Here is a 19,541-nt window from a genome sequence, read left to right on the forward strand (position 1 = left end):
TCACGAATCCGCTTCTGAAGATCACGGATGGCCTTGTCTTCTGGGTTTAGTTGTCCACTACCGGGAAACGCTTGACTGCCGTCCTGTTTGAACTCGGCGATCCAGCGGTAGATCGTATTCTCATGCAGACCCATCTCACGGGCTACCTGCGCCACCGACTTCCCATCTTCTTGAACGAGTCGAACGGTTTGAAGTTTGAATTCTTTGTCGTACTTTTTTGTCATGTCGGACACCTCGATTATGAATGCTTTTATTTTCGCACTCTCGGTTCTCCGTGTCCAATATTGAGTCTAGCACCAGTAGTTAGCTGCATAGAGGTAGGGCACTGTAAAGAATGTGGTTGGAATCTATCGGTTCATACCAAAAAACCTTCTGGAATAATACTTTTTTTTCTGGGCGGCCTTGTGATGGTGGACTCAGCCCGTACGGATAGATGAAAAACGTGAATCAGGTTTCCAGCGAACAATATTAGAGACCGTCCGACCGCAGGCTGCTATTCGCATGAAAACCGGCCTCTCTCGTATAACAAATCAAATTCAAAATACCGATAATAGAAATAAGGCAATCGATCCGGTTGCATTTCTGTTGCCGTGTATTTGAATTTGAAAAGAGGGGTTTCATTTGGAGCATATTCATGGCTCGTATGATGCGGTTTTAGTCGCTTTTTCATATGTCGTTGCGGTTGTGGCATCGTACACCGTCCTTGATTTGGTGGGAAGAATCAGCACGTCTGCGGGGAGGAGCCGGTGGCTGTGGCTTCTGTTCGGGGCGATTGCAATGGGGATGGGAATCTGGTCAATGCATTTTGTCGGGATGCTCGCCTTTTCATTGCCGGTTCCGGTTGCTTATGATCTTGTCACGGTTCTGCTGTCGGTTGTGGTCGCCATCATCGCTTCCTTTATCGCCTTATTTGTTGTGGGTCGAGATCAATTAACGCTGCGTCAGCTGCTCGGGGGCGGGGTGATGCTGGCGGCAGGCATCTCGGCCATGCATTACATCGGGATGGCGGCCATGCTGATCGATATTACATACGATGTTTTTTATTTCACGCTTTCTATCGTCATTGCGTTTATCGCATCTGTGGCCGCACTATGGCTGTCGTTTTATTTTCGAAAGGGCGGCGAGCGGGGTGAACGTTGGAAAAAGCTGGGCAGCGGGCTCATTATGGGCGCCGCGGTTGTCGGCATGCACTATACGGGGATGACCGCCGCGCAATTCCATTTGGGAGATTTGTCGAAGCTGTCGGCCGGAATGGCCTGGGATCAAAAAGGGCTGGCGTATTTCATTTCCGGAGGCACGTTGTTTACGCTCGGACTGTCGCTGCTCGGCATTTTCATCTCCAACAAATTTTCCAATAAAGATTCGGAAATATTGCAAAAATCAAATGAGATTTTTTTAATGAACCAGGAGCTGCGGCAGTTGAACGACCATTTGGAGGAATTGGTGAAGGAACGTACCGCCCAGCTCGAAAAAGCGCATGACGAAGCCGTCAAGGCGAATATGATCAAAAGCCAGTTTTTGGCCAATATGAGCCACGAGCTGCGGACTCCGCTCAACGCCATCATCGGATACAGCGAGATGCTTGCGGAGGAAGCGGAGGAGCTCGGCGAGCCGACCTTTGTCGAAGATCTTGGGAAAATAAGCCATTCCGGCAAACATCTGCTTGCGCTTATTAACGATATTTTGGATATTTCAAAGATCGAGGCCGGAAAAATGGAGGCTTATATCGAAAACTTCAATTTGGCGGATTTGATCCGGGATGTGGTAACTACGGTCAAACCGCTTATGGAAAGCAACGGAAATCAGCTGGAGACCCGGACGATCGAAGGCGGGATGTCTACCGATGTGACGAAGCTGCGGCAAATTTTGCTTAATTTGCTCAGCAATGCGAGCAAATTTACTAAAGACGGCCTCATCGCTTTCGACGTTTATCATGAAGCCAGGGACGGCAAAGCGGGTTACTGCTTCCGGGTCCGGGATACGGGTATCGGCATGACGCCGGAGCAAATGGAGAAGCTGTTCCAGCCCTTCACGCAAGCCGATTCGACAATGACGCGGAAATATGGCGGGACCGGGCTTGGCTTGGCCATCAGCCAAAGCTTCTGCAGCATCATGGGCGGCGAGATCCGCGTTGAAAGTGAATTTGGCTCCGGCAGCACATTTACTTGCTGGCTTCCGATCGATCCGTCGGGACAAGAACATCGCGCGGACGGCTCCGCGGCGCACAGGGAAATTGAAGACAGTCAAGTGAATATTCTCCTCATCGACGACGAGCCGTTCAATCATCAATTAATGAGGCGGTATTTCGAAAAAGAAAAATGGTCGCTGGCATTCGCCGAAAGCGGACAGGAAGGGCTTCGACTGGCGAAGCTGCTTCGCCCCAAGGTAATCTGTTTGGATATTCTGATGCCAAGCATGGACGGATGGAGCGTTTTATCGGCGCTGAAGAACGATCCCGAGCTTCAGAACATCCCCGTCGTCATCTGGTCGCTCACGAGCGACAAACAATTGGGGCTTGCGCTTGGCGCATCCGAGTTTTTAATGAAGCCGGTAAACCGGGAGCGGCTGATTGAAATTATGGACAAATATGTATCGTCACGGACCGACCATTCCATCCTTGTTATCGAAGACGATGCAACGACCAGCGAAATGATGACCAGGCTGCTGCAGAAGGCCGGGTATACCGTTACCCGGGCGATAAACGGTCGGGAAGCTTTGGAAAGCATGGCCAAGCATACGCCTGAGCTGATCCTGCTTGATTTGATGATGCCGGAGATGGACGGCTTTCAATTCGTTGCGGAGCTGTACAAGCACGATGCGTGGAGATCGATACCGATAGTCGTTGTGACAGCCAAGTCCTTGACTCCGGAAGAGCGCTTGAAGCTGAACGGCTGCGTGAAGGGCATCGTCCAAAAAGGGTCATTCGATCATCAGTCGTTAGTGGCGGAAATTCAACGGCATATGACTGCCGGCCAACCGCTTTAAGCATTCATGCGAAGAAGGCATAGCCAGGAGTGATTCCGCAACCCGTTTTAAAACCGCGTATGAAAAATTTCAATTGATACCTGAATAGCTTGATTGGAGCCCGCTAGGTCGCCGCGCTCCGGTCAAGCTTTTTTCTGTTTCCATTGACATTAATAGTTGTTTTAATTATAGTTGTTAAGACAACTATATTCAGAGGGGTAAAATTAGCGCATGAATACAAGCAATAACAGTCTGGATCATTCCATCGGCTTTCAAATGGGCGTTACGTACCGGAAGCTATCGAACCTGCTGCATTCCCGGCTGAAGGAGCACGAGATCACGCCGGAGCAATGGTCCGTATTATATCAGGTCGAAAGGGCCGACGGCTTAATCCAGAAAGAATTAGCCGAACGGACAGACAAGGATCGGCCGACGACAACCCGAATATTGGACCAGCTGGAGGGGAAGGGCTATATTTACAAAAAAACCGGTGAGAATGACCGGAGGTCGTTCCTCGTTTACATTACGGATCAAGGGAGATCGCTTATTCATGCGACTTTGCCTATTGAGAATCAGACGATCGATGAAGTCAAGCGGTGCATGACGGAAGGGGAGTACAACCTATTTATGGAACTTCTTCTTCGAGTCAATCGCCGCGTCAACGAACTAACGGACAGAGAGAAGGATAATCGACAACATGAATAGGATGAACAATCTGGAGCAACCGGCCAAACTATGGACAAAATCATTCGTTTCATTAACGATCGGCTCATTTTTATTATTTCTGAATTTGCAGATGCTGCTTTCGTCATTTCCGGCCTATGTGAAGGATAAATTTGCGTCAGGCGATTTTACCGTAAGTCTGGTTACGAGCGTTTTCGCGCTATCCGCGATCGCAACCCGTTTTTTAACCGCAGCGCTCGTCCGAAGAGTTCGTCGCAGCGTGCTTTTATTCGTGGGACTGGGATTGGCGGCGGCCGTCACCGCTCTGTATATTGCGGCCAGTTCCGTCGGGTCGCTGCTCGTTATGCGGGTAGCCTACGGGATCGGCTTCGGCATGGCGAGCACTATTATTCCTACGCTCGTTTCGCAAATTATTCCAATCAGACGCATGGGGGAGGGAATCGGTTATTTCGGGCTTTCCACCAGTCTCGCCATGTCAGTCGGACCGATGATCGGCTTGAACGTAATGAAGCAGTACGGCTTTGGCGCGCTGGCCGTAACCGGCGCCGTCACGGCGACGATGATTTTTCCGATTTTGCTTGTTTCACGGTCTATACCGCCGGAGCCGAAGCGCCAACCGGCAGCGGCAGAGACCGGCACGACTCAGCCGGCCAGGAAAGCTTTTCCCGTACAACTGTTGTTTCCTGCCCTGCTTAATGTATTGCTTTCCGTTACTTACAGCGGTCTGCTCAGCTTTATCGCCTTGTTCGGCCAATCGGTGCGGTTGGAGCAGGTCGGGCTGTTTTTCTTGTTTAATGCCATTACGATCATTATCGTAAGACCGATTTCGGGCAAGGTGTTTGACAAAAGAGGACATGCGGCGGTGCTGTTTCCGGCGGCGGCCAGTGTTGTGGCAAGCATGGTGGTCTTGTCCATGGCGACTTCCATGCCGCTGCTCATCGTATCCGCGCTGCTGTACGGACTCGGATTCGGCGCGATTCAGCCGACTTTGCAAGCGTGGATGCTGCGGTCGACGCCGCGGGAACAGCATGGCATGGCCAACAGTATGTTCTATAACTCGACGGACCTTGGCGTCGCGCTGGGCGCGCTCATCCTTGGAGCTATCTCCTCCGTAACCGGGTATGCGGTCATGTACCGTTATTCAGCTGGCTTTATGCTTTTGTTTCTTATTGTGTATAGCTTGGTACGGATGATAAACGCCCGACAGTCGAAAAAATATGCGAGTATGTAAAATCCCTTATAATGTGCAAAAACGAGATGCTGCCCCGTGAGGCGGCATTTTTTAATAACGGATCGAAGGAGACTGTCGATTAAGGACGGGAACGGGCTTTGGAAGCCGATTTTCGGTTTGGCTGACCGATGCATTTATTAATTGTACAGCGCCGCAGTTTTAAGTGCGCTCTCAGTCCGTCTTCAGGCAGTATTCAGTTTTCATCGTTATCTTGTATAAGACGCTTTTGCCTTGAAGCCAGATGCCGATAAAAATATTATATATGTAAATATAAGCAATAAATAGTTAAAAATAGGATGTAAGTAAATTATTTGGTAATTTTCATCTGTTTTTAATGTTTGGAGTTTACAATGTCTTAATATAACATGCCGCGTACATAGAAAGATAACATCGCGCGCAAAAGGAGTGTGAGTGACCCATGCGTCCCACGGAATCGAAACAGCGGAAAAAAGCAGGGCCTGCGCTAACCCGCTTATGGACTTATATGATTATTTTGATTGCTTGCGCAGTCATACCATTAGCATTGGTTTTCGGCGTTGAATTTATTCAACGGGGCAATATGAACGAAGCCTGGATGTGGCTGAGCAGCAATCCAAAGCTGTTCGTTATGAACGCACTGCTTGATTTTTTCGTTTTTTTAGTTATTTATGCATTGGTCGGGCGGCTGCTGCCTACGATTGCTTTATCGGTGCTGCTGCTTAGCGTCATGTCGTTTATTAGTTTTTTTAAGCTGAAATTGATCGGCGAGCCGTTTTTCCCTTGGGATATATTTCTCAATAAAGAAAGCATGAACATTGCGCCGCTGGTCACCACCAAATCGGCTATGCTGCGGATCGGAACGATGCTGGGCGTCGTCGTGGCGCTGCTCGTTTCGTCATTTTGGCTGCCGCGGCTTCGGCTGGGCTGGAAAACGCGGATTGTCGTCGGCTTGGCGGCTGTCTTCGCCTTGTATTCGTTCGGGGTGAATGCGCCATGGGCGAGCCGGGTCATGTACCAAATGGGCGCCAGCGAAATCGTCTGGAACCAGTCGGAAAATTACGGGAATAACGGGATGGCGCTCGCTTTTACGATGAATGTGAAAAACGCGATCGTCCCCAAGCCCGAAGGCTACGACGAGCCCTCCATGGCGAATTTGGCGCAGTCGCTGAAAACTCAAGCCGGCGTACAGACGGCTTCGGCCAAGGCGAATCCTTTTAGCGGGCAGCAGCCGAACGTTATTTTCATCATGAACGAAGCGTTCTGGGATCCGACGCTGCTGCCGAACGTTACGTTCAGCGAAGATCCGGCGCCGACCGTTCACCGGCTGCAGAAGGAGTCGACCTCCGGCTACTTGCTTTCCCCTCAATTTGGCGGAGGCACAAGCAATGTGGAGTACGAGGTGCTGACCGGACAATCGATGAGCTTCCTGCCGGCCGGCTCCGTGCCGTACCAGCAGTACATTTCCAAGCCGGTGCCGAGTCTGGCGGGATACTTTGAAGAGCAGGGCTATAAGAGCATGGCTATTCATTCATACGAAGGCTGGTTCTGGAACCGCGAAAATGTATACCGGGAGATGGGCTTCGAAAGCTTCATGAGCAAGGATCAGTTCAACAACCCGCAGTACAAAGGAGATTTTATTTCCGACGACGAGGTAACGAACCATATTATTCAACAGGTAGACAGTACGGATAAGCCGATGTTCATCTATACGGTAACGATGCAAAATCACGGTCCGTATGACGACAACCGTTATGGCGGCAGTGAGGTTCAGGTGGAGGGCGACCTGACGCCGGAGGCGAAAAATACGCTGGAGACGTACACGCAAGGCGTAAAGGATGCGGATGCGAGCCTGCAAAAGCTGATCGACCACTTCACCGAAACGGGCGAGCCGACGGTCATCGTATTTTACGGCGACCATTTGCCGATGCTGGGATACGACTTCGATGTGTATGCGCAGACCGGCTTCATCAGTACGCCCAAGTCCGAGAAATGGTCGCTGGATGAGCTGAGACGGATGCGCAGCGTGCCTTTCGTTACTTGGTCGAACATCGACCTGCCGAAGGAGGAGGTGCCTGTGTTGAGCAATTCGTTCCTTGGCGCCTATATGCTGGATCATATGGGCATGCAGCTGCCCGAGACGCTGGCGTACAACCGGGAGTTGTCCCGCAAAATGCCCGGCCTGCTTCGCAATCTCGTAGTCGATGCGAATATGCAGATGTATAGCGATGTGCCGGAGGCTCTGGCCGACGACGTAAGCAATTACCGGCAGCTGCAGTATGACACGTTATTCGGCAAGCAGTATTTGGCCAAATATATCGATTCGCCTTATTTGCAGCAGACGGCAATGCCTAACTATAATCAGGAATTCGTTGAGAAGCCAGCCGATTCCGAGGATGATCTGGATGGAACATTGAACGCCAGTGAAAAAGGAAGTCCGTAATTCGGTATTGAAACGCAAAGGAACCTTAAGCTCCACCTTCAGTGGGGTTTAAGGTTTCTTTTGCATGATGATGGATGGCATTGAATCACCCGGACATTTCTTCCGGGCATTATTGACTGTTGGTTGCGCCGTGCCCGATATTATCGGATAGCGGTACTTGTCCAGGCGAAGACATGTTCTCCGGCTCTGTCACAGCTTCCTTATTTTCACCCAAGGCTGCGACATGACCCGCTTTCGGGTCAGCACGTACCGCTTGTGGATCTGCGATGGGGTCGCGGAATCGATCGGGCCCGGCCGGGAACGCGGTCTCGCTGTCTTGTCCCGGCCAGTTCGACCGATCAGGAGGAAATAAATTTTCCCCAGCCTTTGGCTGTATCGTCGACTTTACCCCGTTCGGCCACAACTTTGCCGCGCACAATCGTATATGCCGGCAAGCCGCGGAGCTCCAGCCCATCATAAAGCAGTGCCGTCTCTCTGGCTGTCGTGTACAGCTCGCGGATATCCACCTTCCGTTTGGCGTTCAGGTCGATAATCGTAATGTCGGCATCGGTACCGACGCCGAGAGTGCCTTTCTCCGGATGCATCCCGAACGTTTTGGCCGGATTGACGGACATGAGCTCGACCAGCTTTTGCAGCGACAGCTTCCCTCTGTTAACCTGGTCCAGCATCAGCGGGAGCGTCATCTCGGTGCCCGGAAAGCCTGCCGGCGATTTCAAAATATTCGCATATCCGAGATCTTTGAGCGCCTTCGGGAAAGGCGAGTGGTCGCTGGATATATAATCAATCGTTCCGTCATCGATGTAGCTCCAAAGCGCCTCGAGCTGCTCCGCGCTGCGCAGCGGCGGATTGCATTTACCATATGGGCCGAGCTTCTCCAAATGGCTGTCGTCAAACAGCAAATAATGCGGGCATATTTCCGCGTACACGCGAATGCCGTCCCGCTTCGCCCGTTTGATGATCTCCAATGCTTCCGGGCTCGAAACATGGCAGCAAATGACCGGAATCTTCAACTGCCCGGCAAAAAATACGACCCGTTGAATCGCGCTAGTCTCCACAAGTGGATTTCGGGCGATTAAATGCTTGTTGACATCATCCTCTATAAAATGACGCTCCGCGTACTCCGAGAAATATCCGAGCAGCTCGTCATGCTCCGCATGAATCGCAAGCGGCAGTCCGGTCTTGGCAATTTGGCTGAAGCCCTCGTATAAATCGCGGTCGCTGGTCATCGTAAATCCTTCGAATTCGTCTTCCCTGCCAGCGGGCGCACGGTGCATAAAGGTTTTATATGCGGAAATTCCCTCCGATGCAAGCGGAGCGATGTCTTCTAGATGGTCGCTGCCTGCAGCGCCGTACAGGCCGTAATCGATCAGTGCCTCCGTATGCAATATTTGTTTTCGTTTGGCGAGCAGCTCGGTATTGTAAGTGCACGGATAAGAGTTCGGCATCTCCATGATGCTCGTTATGCCTCCGGCCGCCGCCGCGCGTGTTCCGGTGAAAAAGTTTTCGGTTTCGGAGGGGTTTTTGGCCGGCTCCCGGAAATGAACATGGGCGTCGATCATGCCGGGCAGCACATGCAAGCCATCCGCATCGATAACGCGCTCCGCCTCAAATTCCGCGTACGATTCCGATATAATATGGATTTTTCCGTCCTTGATTCCAACATGGCCTGCCCTGAAGCTCTCTCCGTTTCGGTATACAAATCCGTTTTTTATCCATAAATCAAGCCTCATAGTTGTAACGCCTCCAAAAGTCATCATGATGTTCAATATTAATTATCAATTATTGATAATAAATTATTATTAATTGGTAATAATGATAATTGATTTCGCTGTCAAATTCAATACGCATTTTTTTGAACAACCCAAAAAGCAGCCTTTCTTCAAGAGAAAAGCTGCCCGGAATGATGTTGAAGCTGTTGATTATAAATTATGCTGAATTTGCAGTGCCGCTTCCTTCAGGCTGGCGATCAGAGCTTCCTTGTCCTTTGCTATCATACGCTCACGCGGACCCGCGATGCTGAGCGAGCCGAGGACGGTCGTGCCGGAAAAAATCGGCACTGCATATGTGTAGACGCCTTCATCAAGCTCGTTATCGGATTCGGCGTAGCCGTTCTCCCTAATTTTTTTCAAATTTTGCAGCAGCGCTTCCTTCTCCGTGATCGTATTGGCCGTGTGCCGGCGTACGACGCCGTACTTAAACAATTTGTTGACCGCTTCATTGCCCATATAAGCCAGAATGGCTTTGGAGGAAGCGCCGGCGTAGAGCGGAATATATTTTCCCGGTTCCGAGGAAACTTTAACCATATGGAAGGAGGAGGAAATGTTTTCGATACAGATAGCTTGAAGACCCGATAAAATAACGAGAACCGTCGTTTCCTGGGTTTCGTTCGTCAGCTGTCTCATAATCGGTCCGGCCGCGAGCGACAATTCGTTGTTCAGGTTGATGAAATTGCTCATTTCCAAAAAACGAAGTCCCAGTTGATAAGTTCCGCGACTCGTCTCCGCCAAATACTTTTTCTCTTTCAATATGCGGATGTAACGGTATACCGAGCTCTGTGGAATATCCATCATCTCGGAAATTTGCGGGACGCTCAGTTCCCTCGTATCTAACGAATACAAGTCCAGTATCTCCAATGTCTTCCGTGTGCTCACTTTACGATTCATCCTTTCTGCAAATTATGGATCTTGAACAATTATGTTGAAAAATAGCGATGAACGAAATATAATGTTGATAATTCACTATTAATTATCAATTATCAGTATATTATTATCAATATTTGATAATTGCAATCAATTTCTCAAATAATCAAACGTTTGGAGGCTATGATTCTGTCCTTTTACCCCTACATTATCATAGAGGCGAAAAAAGATATAGAACAAGCGCCGCTCCGGCAGTTCAAAAATGTAAACGCTAATACGTGCGTTACATTTCATAACACCTAATAGCGAAAGTTAATCAAATAGCATTTGTATGTTATATTATCTAACATTTGATCATTGACAACTCATTTTTGGTGTTGTAAAGTTAGACCCACGTTATATTTCGTTACACAATAATACAAATTTCGACAAAAATCGGCATTGCCGTTGCGGGTTCCGTTCAACGTTTTGCCGCGGTATACGAGAGGGGCGATGCCTGGAAAGAAGTGCTAACGGGATTGACGTTCACCTTGCAAATAGTTTGACAACCGGTTCTTGATCACAGCTCGATATTAATTAAATTCATATTTTTAGGGGGATAACACATGATGAAAAAATCTTCTGTTATTGTGCTTTCGTTGATGCTGACTTTCGCTCTGCTGCTTGCCGCTTGCTCCGGCGGTTCATCCGCTCCTTCCGCCAACGGCAAAGCCGATTCCGGGGCCGGCAGCGCCAAAGGCCTTCTGGCTGATATTAAAAAGCGGGGCACGATCGTTATTGCGACCAGCGGCAACAATGCGCCGACGATTTTCCCGAACGAGAAAAACGAAATGGTCGGGATCGACGCCGATTGGGCTCAAATCATCGCCGATCACCTCGGCGTCAAAATCGAATGGAAGCGAATGGATTTCAACGGTATCATTCCGGGCTTGTTGACCGGCAATTTCGATATCGGGATGTCGGGGATCGGCGTAACCGAGGAGCGGTTGAAAACATTGGATTTCTCCGAGCATATCGCCTATGACGAGGTAGTTGCCGTCTATAACAAGAAAACGACGGGCATCAACAGTCCGGAGGATATAAAAGGGCGTGTTGTCGGAGTTGTTACCGGATCGTCCAACGGCGACGCGCCGGCGCGTAAAATCGGCGGTTACAAAGATTTGAAAACTTATCCGGGTCAAGCCGAAGTGTTCCACGATTTGCAAAACGGACGTATCGAAGTGATGGTAACGGGGAAAATGCTTGCCGGACACTGGATTAAAACCGAAGGAAAAGATTACACCGTATCTCCTAAAGGGATGGAAGGCCGCAAGCTTGCCGTGGCGATGAAAAAAGGCGAAACCGACTTGAAAGCAGCGATCGACGAAGCGATCCAAAACGCCAAAAAGCAAGGGAAATACGATGAAATTGCAAAAAAGTGGCTTGGTTCGACTTTCTCTCAATAAGATTATCGACGTAACGCCTCAAACCAGCAAAAGGAGTAGATTACTATGATCCGGTGGGACGTTGTTGTCACCTATTTGCCCGCGCTCTTGCAAGGAGCGCTCGTTACCTTGGAGGTTTCCCTGCTGACCATGGTGATCGCTACGATCGCAGGAACCTTCCTGGCGCTTATCCGAATTTCCAGCAACCGGTTTTTCCGGGGAGCGGCCATGACTTATATGTGGATTATGCGGGGAACGCCCCTGCTTCTCGTTCTGTTTTTCGTGTACTACGCTTTCCCCAGCTGGGGCATTCGCATGCCGGCATTCGCCGCGGCCATATTGGCCATGTCGATGAATTCGGCCGCTTATAAAGGAGAAATTATTCGTGCCGGTATTTCAGCGATTCCCCGCGGTCAGCTGGAATCGGCCATAGCCATTGGCATGAGCTACGGACAAGCGATGAGACGTATTATTCTTCCGCAAGCCGTAAGGGTCATTATTCCGCCTTATATTAACAATTCGATCCTGCTGATTAAAAACTCTGCGCTCGTCTCATCGATAACCGTCACCGATTTGATGTTGAACAGCCAGCAAATATACAGCGCCACCTACCGTCCTGTCGAAATACTCGGAACGGCCGGCGTACTCTATCTGATCATGACCAGCATTTTGATGCTGTTCCAGAATTGGGCCGAAAAGAAGCTGTCCTATTATAGCCGCTAATCATTTGAACAAGGAGCTGATCCATATGAAGCCGGTCCTGCAAATTCAAGGTTTGCGGAAATCATACGGAAACCACGAAATCTTAAAAGGCGTCGATTTGTCGGTGAACAAGGGTGAAGTGATCGCGGTCATCGGGCCGAGCGGAACGGGGAAAAGCACAATGCTTCGCTGCATTAACTTTTTGGAGGAGCCTACGTCCGGCACGATCTGGATCGGCGATGAAAAGGTGGACAGTCTTCCTCCGAAAGCGAAGGCCAGAACATACCATCCGCAAATTACGAAGCTGCGCACCCGGGTCGGCATGGTGTTTCAGCAGTTCAACTTATGGCCGCATAAAAGCGTGCTGGAAAACATTATTGAAGGTCCCGTGCTTTTGAAAAAGATACCGAAGGAGGAGGCTATCGTAAAGGCGAAGCATCTCCTCCAATTAGTCAAATTGGCCGACAAAGCGGACCATTATCCGGCAAGCTTGTCCGGCGGACAGCAGCAGCGTGTGGCGATCGCAAGGTCGCTGGCGATGGAGCCCGAATTAATGCTGTTCGACGAGGTGACGTCGGCGCTTGACCCGCAGCTGGTCGGTGAGGTGCTTGAGGTCATGACGAAGCTGGCGCAGGACGGCATGACGATGCTGGTTGTCACCCATGAGATGAAATTCGCGGAGAACGTATCGAGCCGCGTTCTGTTTATGGATGGCGGAGTCATTGCGGAGCAGGGCACTCCTGAACAGGTGTTCCGAAATACGGAGAACGAAAGAACGCGTCGGTTCCTTTCGTCCGCGCTGTAGCTATAAATGAAGCTGGCATATGAGGAAGGGGGGATTCGATGATACTGGTTACCGGAGGGGCGGGTTTTGTCGGCAGTCATATTGTAGAGCGGCTGGCCCGCCGGGGAGAAGAAGTAGTCGCAGTTGATTTGTATGAGCCTGCGGAGCCGGTGAAGTCGCTGTGGGACTCTGTTGGCGGCCATATTGCATATGAGCGGGCCGACATTACCGACAAGGCGGCGTTGGTTGCGTTGTTTGCCCGGTATTCTGTCGATCGCGTCATTCATGCGGCGGCAATTACGCCGACGGCCGTGCGCGAATTGGAGGAACCGGAACGCATATTGCAGATCGGCATCATAGGCTGCTCGCTTGTCGTTTCGGCTGCGGTCAAGCATGGCGTCAAACGGTTTGTATATCTTAGCTCCGCCTCCATCTACGAACCGGTGCCGGATCCGATGTGCGTGCTGAAGGAAAGCGGCCGCCTGCAGCAAACGGGCTTGTACCCGTTGACCAAGGTAGCGGGCGAATGGCTGACCCGGCAAATGACGGAGGATTCCGGAACGGAAGCGGTATCTGCCCGGATTGCCGCTTGCTACGGTCCGTTGGAACGGAATACCGGCGCGCGAACGGCGATGTCAATGGTATGGCATGCGGTGCACAGAGCAAGAGCGGGCAAACCGCTGCTTATCGGCTCCCCCGACTATGTGCTCGATTTTACCTACGTATCGGATATTGCGGAGGGCGTCGCGGAGCTGCTGCTTGCGCCGGCATGGAAGCATGAGGTGTATAACATTTCGGGCGGACGGGCTTATTCGTTATTGGAGCTGGCCGAGGCGGTTGCCGGGACGATACCGGGAACGGAGGTCGTCGTTACCGATAAACCGTCCGATGATGCTATGACTACCAATACAAGGAGTCGAACCGGCAGCCTGGATACGTCCCGGCTAAGAAACGATACGTTGTTTGTACCGGCTTATCCGCTCAAATCGGGTTTGGCCGATTATGTCAAATGGCTTGATGCTCACGAGTATTGACGTATTCATACAGACGCAGTCCGTCAGGATACATCCATAAAGTGAAGTCAGTCGAGGTACAGTCCGCAGCGGGCTCCGCGATTTGGAGAAAGGGTGAAGGTCTCGATGAGGATGAAGGGGAAGACCGTACTTGTAACAGGAGCGGGCTCGGGCATTGGCCGGGCGGTATCGCTGCTGTTTGCGGCGGAAGGAGCATCCGTTGTCGCTGCAGATGTGTCCGAACACGTACATGCTACCGCGGAACGAATCGCTGCGTCAGGAGGGCGAGCGGCTGCGGTGATCGGTGACGTGGGCAGCCGGGAATCGTGCCTGGAGATGGTTGAAGCCGCGAGCGAGCGATACGGAGGGCTTCAAGCGCTTGTTCATGCGGCTGCGATCTCGCGGAAGGGAACTGTCGCAACGATGAAGGAAGAAGATTGGCTGGACGTTCAGAACGTCAATCTGAACTCCGCGTTCTACTTGGGCCAGGCGGCTGTGCCGCTGCTGTCCGTCAAGGGAGGAGCCATCGTCTTCATTGCGAGTCAGCTTGGCTTGGTCGGTACCCGAAATTCCATCGCTTATACGGCGGCAAAAGGCGCTATCGTCAATATGGCCAGATCCATGGCATTAGACCATGCGCAGGATGGCATCCGGGTAAACAGTCTCTGTCCGGGCCCGGTCGACACGCCTTTTCTTCATGCTTCGTTCATGCGTGAATCGGATCCCGAATCAGCCCGGGCGTTATCGCTGGGTAAAATCCCGATCGGCCGGTTCGGAACGCCGTTGGAAATCGCCAATGCCGCTCTGTTTCTTGCTTCCGATGAAGCCTCGTTCGTCACAGGCGCGACATTGACGGTGGACGGCGGGTATACGGCTTTGTAAGCGGGACCGCAGAAAACAAACGGGAGGCGTTTAGAACATGATGATAAGGGAGATGCGAAGAAATGGATTTAAACTTGCAAGGTAAAAACGCGCTGGTAGTCGCTTCCAGCCAAGGCTTGGGCAAAGCGATAGCCGCCGAGCTGGTGAAGGAAGGGGCCAACGTAATGCTGTCCGGCCGCGATGCGGATAAATTGCTGGCGGTGAAAGAGGAGCTGGAACGGACGGGTCCGGGAAAAGCCGCCTATCATGTAACCGATATTACCGATGCGGAACAAATTCGCCAGCTGGTGCAGGCGGCGCGCGCTGCCTTCGGGAGCCTTGACATTGTCGTCAACAATGCGGGCGGGCCTCCGGCCGGAAATTTCGAGCAGTTTTCCGACGAAGACTGGCAGAAGGCGTTCGAGCTGAATTTGCTCAGCTATATCCGGGTGATCCGCGAGGCGCTGCCGGATTTGAAGGAAAAAGGCGGACGCATTGTCAATCTCGCTTCGTCATCCATTAAAATACCGATTCCCGGCTTGATATTATCCAATACGTTCCGGACGGGAATCGTCGGTTTAACGAAAACACTGGCCGAAGAACTGGCCCCTTATAACATCCTCGTCAATACGGTGGCGCCCGGACGGATCGCAACCGACCGGGTTGCCTATCTCGACGAAGTGAAGGCCAAGAAGACGGGTCAAACTCGCGAACAGGTGGAGGAGCAGTCCAGGAAGCAAATTCCTTTGGGCCGTTACGGCACGGCGGAGGAATTCGCCAAAGTCGTCACCTTTCTTGTATCTGACGTAAGCTCTTATGTAACGGGCAGTTCGATTGTGATCGACGGCGGTATGATAAAATCCATTTAATTGGAAATAAAAGATGCGAACCCGGCTCCTGTCAGCCGGGTTATTTTTTTTAAGCCGTCATGTTGGGGAGTAAAGATGACCCCGGTCAACCCGGTCAACCCTGTCAACATACAGGCTCTCGTTTTCTACTAAGCGTTAATCCCGCAGCGGTCACTTTCTGCCCGCCTTCGCCAATACCGGAAAAAACCGTCCTGCAAGCGGATCGCCGTCCCGGAACGGAACCGCTTTGGTGACGACATGATCGTTGATGCCGCTGCCGTTGCGCGACTGGAAGACGGTGCCGTCCGGCATGTAGATGACGGCCAGCACGCGGCGGGGCTTATCGGTCCTGTTGGCATGTGCATAATGGAACGTCAACCCGTGATGGAACGTGCAGCTGCCTGCCTTCAGCGGTACGACGACCGGCGCGTTCATTGCCGTTCCTTCCACCTCGTCGAAAATGCTCCGCGGCTGCTCGAAGTTGATCCCGGTCAGCTTGCCGACGTTATGCGAGCCCGGCACGAACATCATGCAGCCGTTCGATACGTCGACATCGTCCAGCGCCAGCCACATCGACAACGCCCCCGTCTGCCGCATCGGCCAGTACGGCGCATCCTGATGCCAGGGAGTCGGCTTGGAATCATGCGGCATTTTCCACAGGCCGTGATCATGGAAGAGACGGATCGCGGCTGCTCCGGTCAATTGAAGCGCAATCTCCGCAAAGCGCGGATGAAGCGAAAACTTGGCCATGCCGGCGGAATCGCGCCATGTATTTACTTTTTGATTCAGGATATTGTAGTAAGCGCTGCCTTTCTCCCTGTCGAAGGACAACTCGCTGTCCGCCGCCATCACCTCTTCCATCGCTTCGCGCAGCTCGGCCAGCTCTTCCCCGCTAACGACATGCTCCAGTAGGACGAATCCGTTGTCCCGGTAAAATGAAATTTTTTCCTGCGAGACGGGATATTCCATGTTTACATCGGCTCCTTTTTTTGTTAGTTATAAGGAAAGCGGTTTTACGCTTTGCTTCGCATAACCTTGACAGCCGTGCAGGCCCATCTCGAGGAAGGCGAAGCTGTCTATCCTTGTGTCTTAGTTGTATCATAGGGAGCGGGAAGCGGCATTGGGCGATATGCTTAAACGATTAGTCGATCTTCTTCAAATTTTCGGTTTGAAAATAATTGTTAGTATATTAGGGGGAATTTTCAAATAACCGTCCCGGGTCTGACTTGTTGCTCGGCTTTAGAGGGGTGCGGTAGTACATCGAGCGGTACCTGGATCTTCGCGGTCTGTCTGGCCGAAAGGGGTATGTCTAGCATGAAACATCTTCAGGGGGCATCTTACTTCGGGAATCCGGGTCTGACGTTCCATATCGATACGTACACGGTGAAGCAAGTAGAGATCATCGGCGAGCATGCCCATGATTTTGTGGAAATGGCCTACGTCCGGCAGGGGAGCGCGCTGCATCATATCGGCGGGCATACGTATACGCTCAGGGCCGGGGACCTGTTCGTTATCGAGCCGGGCACGCCTCACAGCTATAACGGATCGCAAACGGAGTGCGCGGTAATTTGCAATATTTTGTTCGACCGCAATCTGCTTTATCGGGAGCTGCAGTCGATGGAACCCGACATTCCGATGCTGGAGTTTTTGTTTCTGCTCCCGTTTCTGCGCAAATCGTCCGTTTTTATACCTCATATGTATATATCGGGACGGAACCGCAGGGTGTTCGAGCAGCATCTGGAGACACTGCTGGAGGAGACGAAGCGGAAGGAATCGGGGTTCCAACTGATCGTCAAGGCTCGAATGATCGAATGCATGGTGGGTCTCAGCCGCTTTTACGCCGGCAGCGTTCTTTCCGAACCGACGGGCCTTACCGACCGCCAGTGGATGGAATTCGCCGCAGGTCTCATTGCGGAAAATTACGATAAAACATTAACGCTGGATCAGGTCAGCCGGATGTGCGGGATGAGCATCGCGTCGTTTTCCGCCAAATTCAAAGCGTTTACCGGCACGACCTTTCTTGAATACAAGCATGAGCTGCAAATTGGCGAGGCGTGCCGGCTGCTCAAGCATACCGATATGAAAGTGATGGCAATCGCTCATAAGGTCGGGTTTGAGGATATCGGCTTTTTTTACAAAGTATTTCGGAGGAAAATGGGGGTGACCCCGGCGTTGTACAGGAGGCTGTAGCGGAATGCGGAGCCGATATATCGCTTGCGGTAGTTTTGAGCGGACAAGTGAATATGCAGAAAAAACGGCCCGGTTGCGGCCGTTTTATTCTTTAGCCCGGATTTATTCGATTACGACTTAATCGGGTTAAGACCTCCACCTCTAAGGTGGGGTAGAGTTCCCATCTGATTCCCCGATGTTCAGCAAAGCTGAACGTGTTCACTCCTGCCGCTTCACAGTACGTTCGCAGCACGGCAGCCGAAGCTGCAGCTCTGAGAGCTGGCGCGCTTCGGCTGCCGCTTTGCTCGACCGCTCCGCTACTTGTTCACCGAGCTTTTGGAGGCGATGAGAAAATAAATAAAAAACAAGCCGCAAACTAGAGCAATGAATCCGTATCCGCCGAAAATATCATATCTTGTTGAGAAAAATCCGAACCCCAGGCCTATCACGGTGTGCGCGGCATTGAGCCCCAATGACTGGAACGAATCCATCGTCGCCCGCATCGAAGAATCGATGCGATGATGCAAATACCCGGTCGTAACAGGTTCGACGATGCCGGAAACAAGGCCAATGGCGAAAATCGCCGCTAATCCGGTATAGTCGTGAACCGCCCAAATATAGAGGAATCCTGCCGTGAAGACGGCGGTCACTCCCGACAGCAGCGTCCTGCTGCTGAACCGTCCGATCAGCATCGGGGCAAGCATATTCCCGGGAATGCCAAGCGACATAAACGCCGCGGAAAAGAGTCCGAAGTAGATGACCGGAATGTCCAGTCTGTTTAAATAAAGCTGCCAAAACTCATAAATAAAATTTAAGGCTGCGCCGGTCACCATACCGGAAAGCACGACGAGACATACCCCGGCATTATTTCTGAAGAAGCGGACGGACGTTATCACAGAGTGCCGGATTTGAGCCGGTTCGCCGGCGCCGCTTGTGACGGAAGGCTCGACCAGCATGAACGATAGACACAGAGATACGAGCGTTGCGGCCAATGAAATCCAATAATTAAGCTCGAAACCAAACCGGCTGGCCAACAAGCTTCCGCACAGCGCCGCCAGTATGGCGGACGTAAAGTCGCATACGTTGATGCGGCCCAATACTTTTTCAAAGCTGTGTTCCTTGCCGTCCAGCAGCAATGAATCGTACAGCAGCGCATTTTCCGCTCCGCTGCTTGCCGAACGGCCGATGCCTGCCAGAAAAACGGCTGCAGCAAAATGCCAAAACCCGGAGGCAAACGTTAAAATAAGAAAAAAGCAGCACATGAACCAGGCGCTGATCGTCATCATATGTTTCCGGCTCCACTTATCGGCCAAAATGCCTGACGGAAGCTCCAGTAAAACGACGGTAACGGCATAAATAATTTCAGTGTAGACGACCATCTGGATCGTCATGCCTCTTTGTTCCCAGAACAGCCTTTCAATGACATAGGCGGGGATCAGGCTGTGAAAAAAACGGATTGCATATAATTTCCATATATTTCCTGAAAAGTTCATCGGTTTGCTCCTTCCGGCTTCGGATTGTACTTTCAACCGAAACGCGGCGGTGCCCGTGAACTGTCTGGTCTGGCATCTTAGCTGGGAGGTCTTGCATAAATCATGCGGGTGTCTCCTTTGCTTTAAGAATGGTACAGCCGTCTCTGAGTTGTATATATCTATCATAGGCGGAATGGGAACAACGGTCAACGGGAAGCTGAGACAGGAAGGCCGAGCTTATGCCGTGCACCCGGACAATCGGCGGCTTCATGAAAACGTTGCGGAGGAAACCGGGATAGCCCGGTTTGCAAGGGGGATCGCTGTGGTATGC

Annotated in this window: 16 protein-coding genes; 11 read left to right on the forward strand and 5 right to left on the reverse strand. The window is 51.5% G+C overall.

Annotated features, from left to right (window positions below; genetic code table 11):
- The coding region (locus E1757_RS08335; RefSeq protein ID WP_133225631.1) for a transposase at positions 1 to 224 on the reverse strand (224 nt) is incomplete at its 3' end.
- Positions 225 to 621: 397 nt separating this feature from the next.
- On the opposite strand from E1757_RS08335, the gene E1757_RS08340 reads away from it, so the two are divergent.
- From E1757_RS08340 to E1757_RS08355, 4 genes are all read left to right on the forward strand, one after another.
- On the forward strand, positions 622 to 2,985 hold the full coding sequence (locus tag E1757_RS08340; protein ID WP_133226702.1) for a response regulator: 2,364 nt from the start codon (positions 622 to 624) through the stop codon (positions 2,983 to 2,985).
- 210 nt (positions 2,986 to 3,195) lie between these two features.
- The gene (locus E1757_RS08345; protein ID WP_133226704.1) at positions 3,196 to 3,669 is read left to right on the forward strand and encodes a MarR family winged helix-turn-helix transcriptional regulator; all 474 of its coding nucleotides are present in this window, start codon (positions 3,196 to 3,198) and stop codon (positions 3,667 to 3,669) included.
- A 1-nt stretch (position 3,670) separates the two neighbouring features.
- Positions 3,671 to 4,879 (forward strand): MFS transporter, encoded by a 1,209-nt coding sequence (locus tag E1757_RS08350; RefSeq protein ID WP_133227474.1) that lies wholly within the window; start codon positions 3,671 to 3,673, stop codon positions 4,877 to 4,879.
- Positions 4,880 to 5,297: 418 nt separating this feature from the next.
- Positions 5,298 to 7,298 carry an LTA synthase family protein gene (locus E1757_RS08355; RefSeq protein WP_133226706.1) on the forward strand — a complete coding sequence of 667 codons (2,001 nt, stop codon included), beginning with the start codon at positions 5,298 to 5,300 and terminating at the stop codon, positions 7,296 to 7,298.
- A gap of 338 nt (positions 7,299 to 7,636) precedes the next feature.
- Here E1757_RS08355 and E1757_RS08360 read toward each other — a convergent pair whose 3' ends face one another.
- Both E1757_RS08360 and E1757_RS08365 read right to left on the reverse strand, forming a co-directional pair.
- Complete coding sequence (locus E1757_RS08360) at positions 7,637 to 9,028, reverse strand: dihydroorotase (protein WP_165972015.1); 1,392 nt, start codon at positions 9,026 to 9,028, stop codon at positions 7,637 to 7,639.
- 189 nt (positions 9,029 to 9,217) lie between these two features.
- Positions 9,218 to 9,949, reverse strand: coding sequence for an IclR family transcriptional regulator (locus E1757_RS08365; RefSeq protein ID WP_165972016.1), 732 nt, complete (start codon positions 9,947 to 9,949; stop codon positions 9,218 to 9,220).
- A 593-nt stretch (positions 9,950 to 10,542) separates the two neighbouring features.
- Between E1757_RS08365 and E1757_RS08370 the strand changes: the two genes are divergently transcribed.
- The 6 genes from E1757_RS08370 (at position 10,543) to E1757_RS08395 (ending at position 15,590) form a co-directional block, all read left to right on the forward strand.
- Positions 10,543 to 11,382: a substrate-binding periplasmic protein gene (locus tag E1757_RS08370; RefSeq protein WP_133226712.1), complete on the forward strand. Its 840-nt coding sequence runs from the start codon at positions 10,543 to 10,545 to the stop codon at positions 11,380 to 11,382.
- A 45-nt stretch (positions 11,383 to 11,427) separates the two neighbouring features.
- Positions 11,428 to 12,084 (forward strand): amino acid ABC transporter permease, encoded by a 657-nt coding sequence (locus tag E1757_RS08375; RefSeq protein ID WP_133226714.1) that lies wholly within the window; start codon positions 11,428 to 11,430, stop codon positions 12,082 to 12,084.
- Positions 12,085 to 12,109: 25 nt separating this feature from the next.
- Entirely contained in the window at positions 12,110 to 12,868 is a 759-nt protein-coding gene (locus E1757_RS08380; RefSeq protein WP_133226716.1) for an amino acid ABC transporter ATP-binding protein, read from the forward strand.
- Positions 12,869 to 12,906: 38 nt separating this feature from the next.
- On the forward strand, positions 12,907 to 13,881 hold the full coding sequence (locus tag E1757_RS08385; RefSeq protein WP_133226718.1) for an NAD-dependent epimerase/dehydratase family protein: 975 nt from the start codon (positions 12,907 to 12,909) through the stop codon (positions 13,879 to 13,881).
- 105 nt (positions 13,882 to 13,986) lie between these two features.
- The gene (locus tag E1757_RS08390; RefSeq protein ID WP_133226720.1) at positions 13,987 to 14,742 is read left to right on the forward strand and encodes an SDR family NAD(P)-dependent oxidoreductase; all 756 of its coding nucleotides are present in this window, start codon (positions 13,987 to 13,989) and stop codon (positions 14,740 to 14,742) included.
- Between the two features lie 62 nt (positions 14,743 to 14,804).
- Positions 14,805 to 15,590 carry an SDR family oxidoreductase gene (locus E1757_RS08395; protein ID WP_133226722.1) on the forward strand — a complete coding sequence of 262 codons (786 nt, stop codon included), beginning with the start codon at positions 14,805 to 14,807 and terminating at the stop codon, positions 15,588 to 15,590.
- A 150-nt stretch (positions 15,591 to 15,740) separates the two neighbouring features.
- On the opposite strand, the gene E1757_RS08400 is transcribed toward E1757_RS08395, so the two are convergent.
- Complete coding sequence (locus tag E1757_RS08400; protein ID WP_133226724.1) at positions 15,741 to 16,538, reverse strand: phytanoyl-CoA dioxygenase family protein; 798 nt, start codon at positions 16,536 to 16,538, stop codon at positions 15,741 to 15,743.
- A 345-nt stretch (positions 16,539 to 16,883) separates the two neighbouring features.
- On the opposite strand from E1757_RS08400, the gene E1757_RS08405 reads away from it, so the two are divergent.
- Positions 16,884 to 17,759: a helix-turn-helix transcriptional regulator gene (locus tag E1757_RS08405; RefSeq protein WP_165972017.1), complete on the forward strand. Its 876-nt coding sequence runs from the start codon at positions 16,884 to 16,886 to the stop codon at positions 17,757 to 17,759.
- Between the two features lie 296 nt (positions 17,760 to 18,055).
- Here E1757_RS08405 and E1757_RS08410 read toward each other — a convergent pair whose 3' ends face one another.
- Complete coding sequence (locus E1757_RS08410) at positions 18,056 to 19,231, reverse strand: MFS transporter (protein ID WP_133226728.1); 1,176 nt, start codon at positions 19,229 to 19,231, stop codon at positions 18,056 to 18,058.
- Positions 19,232 to 19,541 lie beyond the last annotated feature (310 nt).

It is taken from the genome of Paenibacillus piri, from assembly GCF_004354045.1.
GTDB lineage: Bacteria > Bacillota > Bacilli > Paenibacillales > NBRC-103111 > Paenibacillus_S > Paenibacillus_S piri.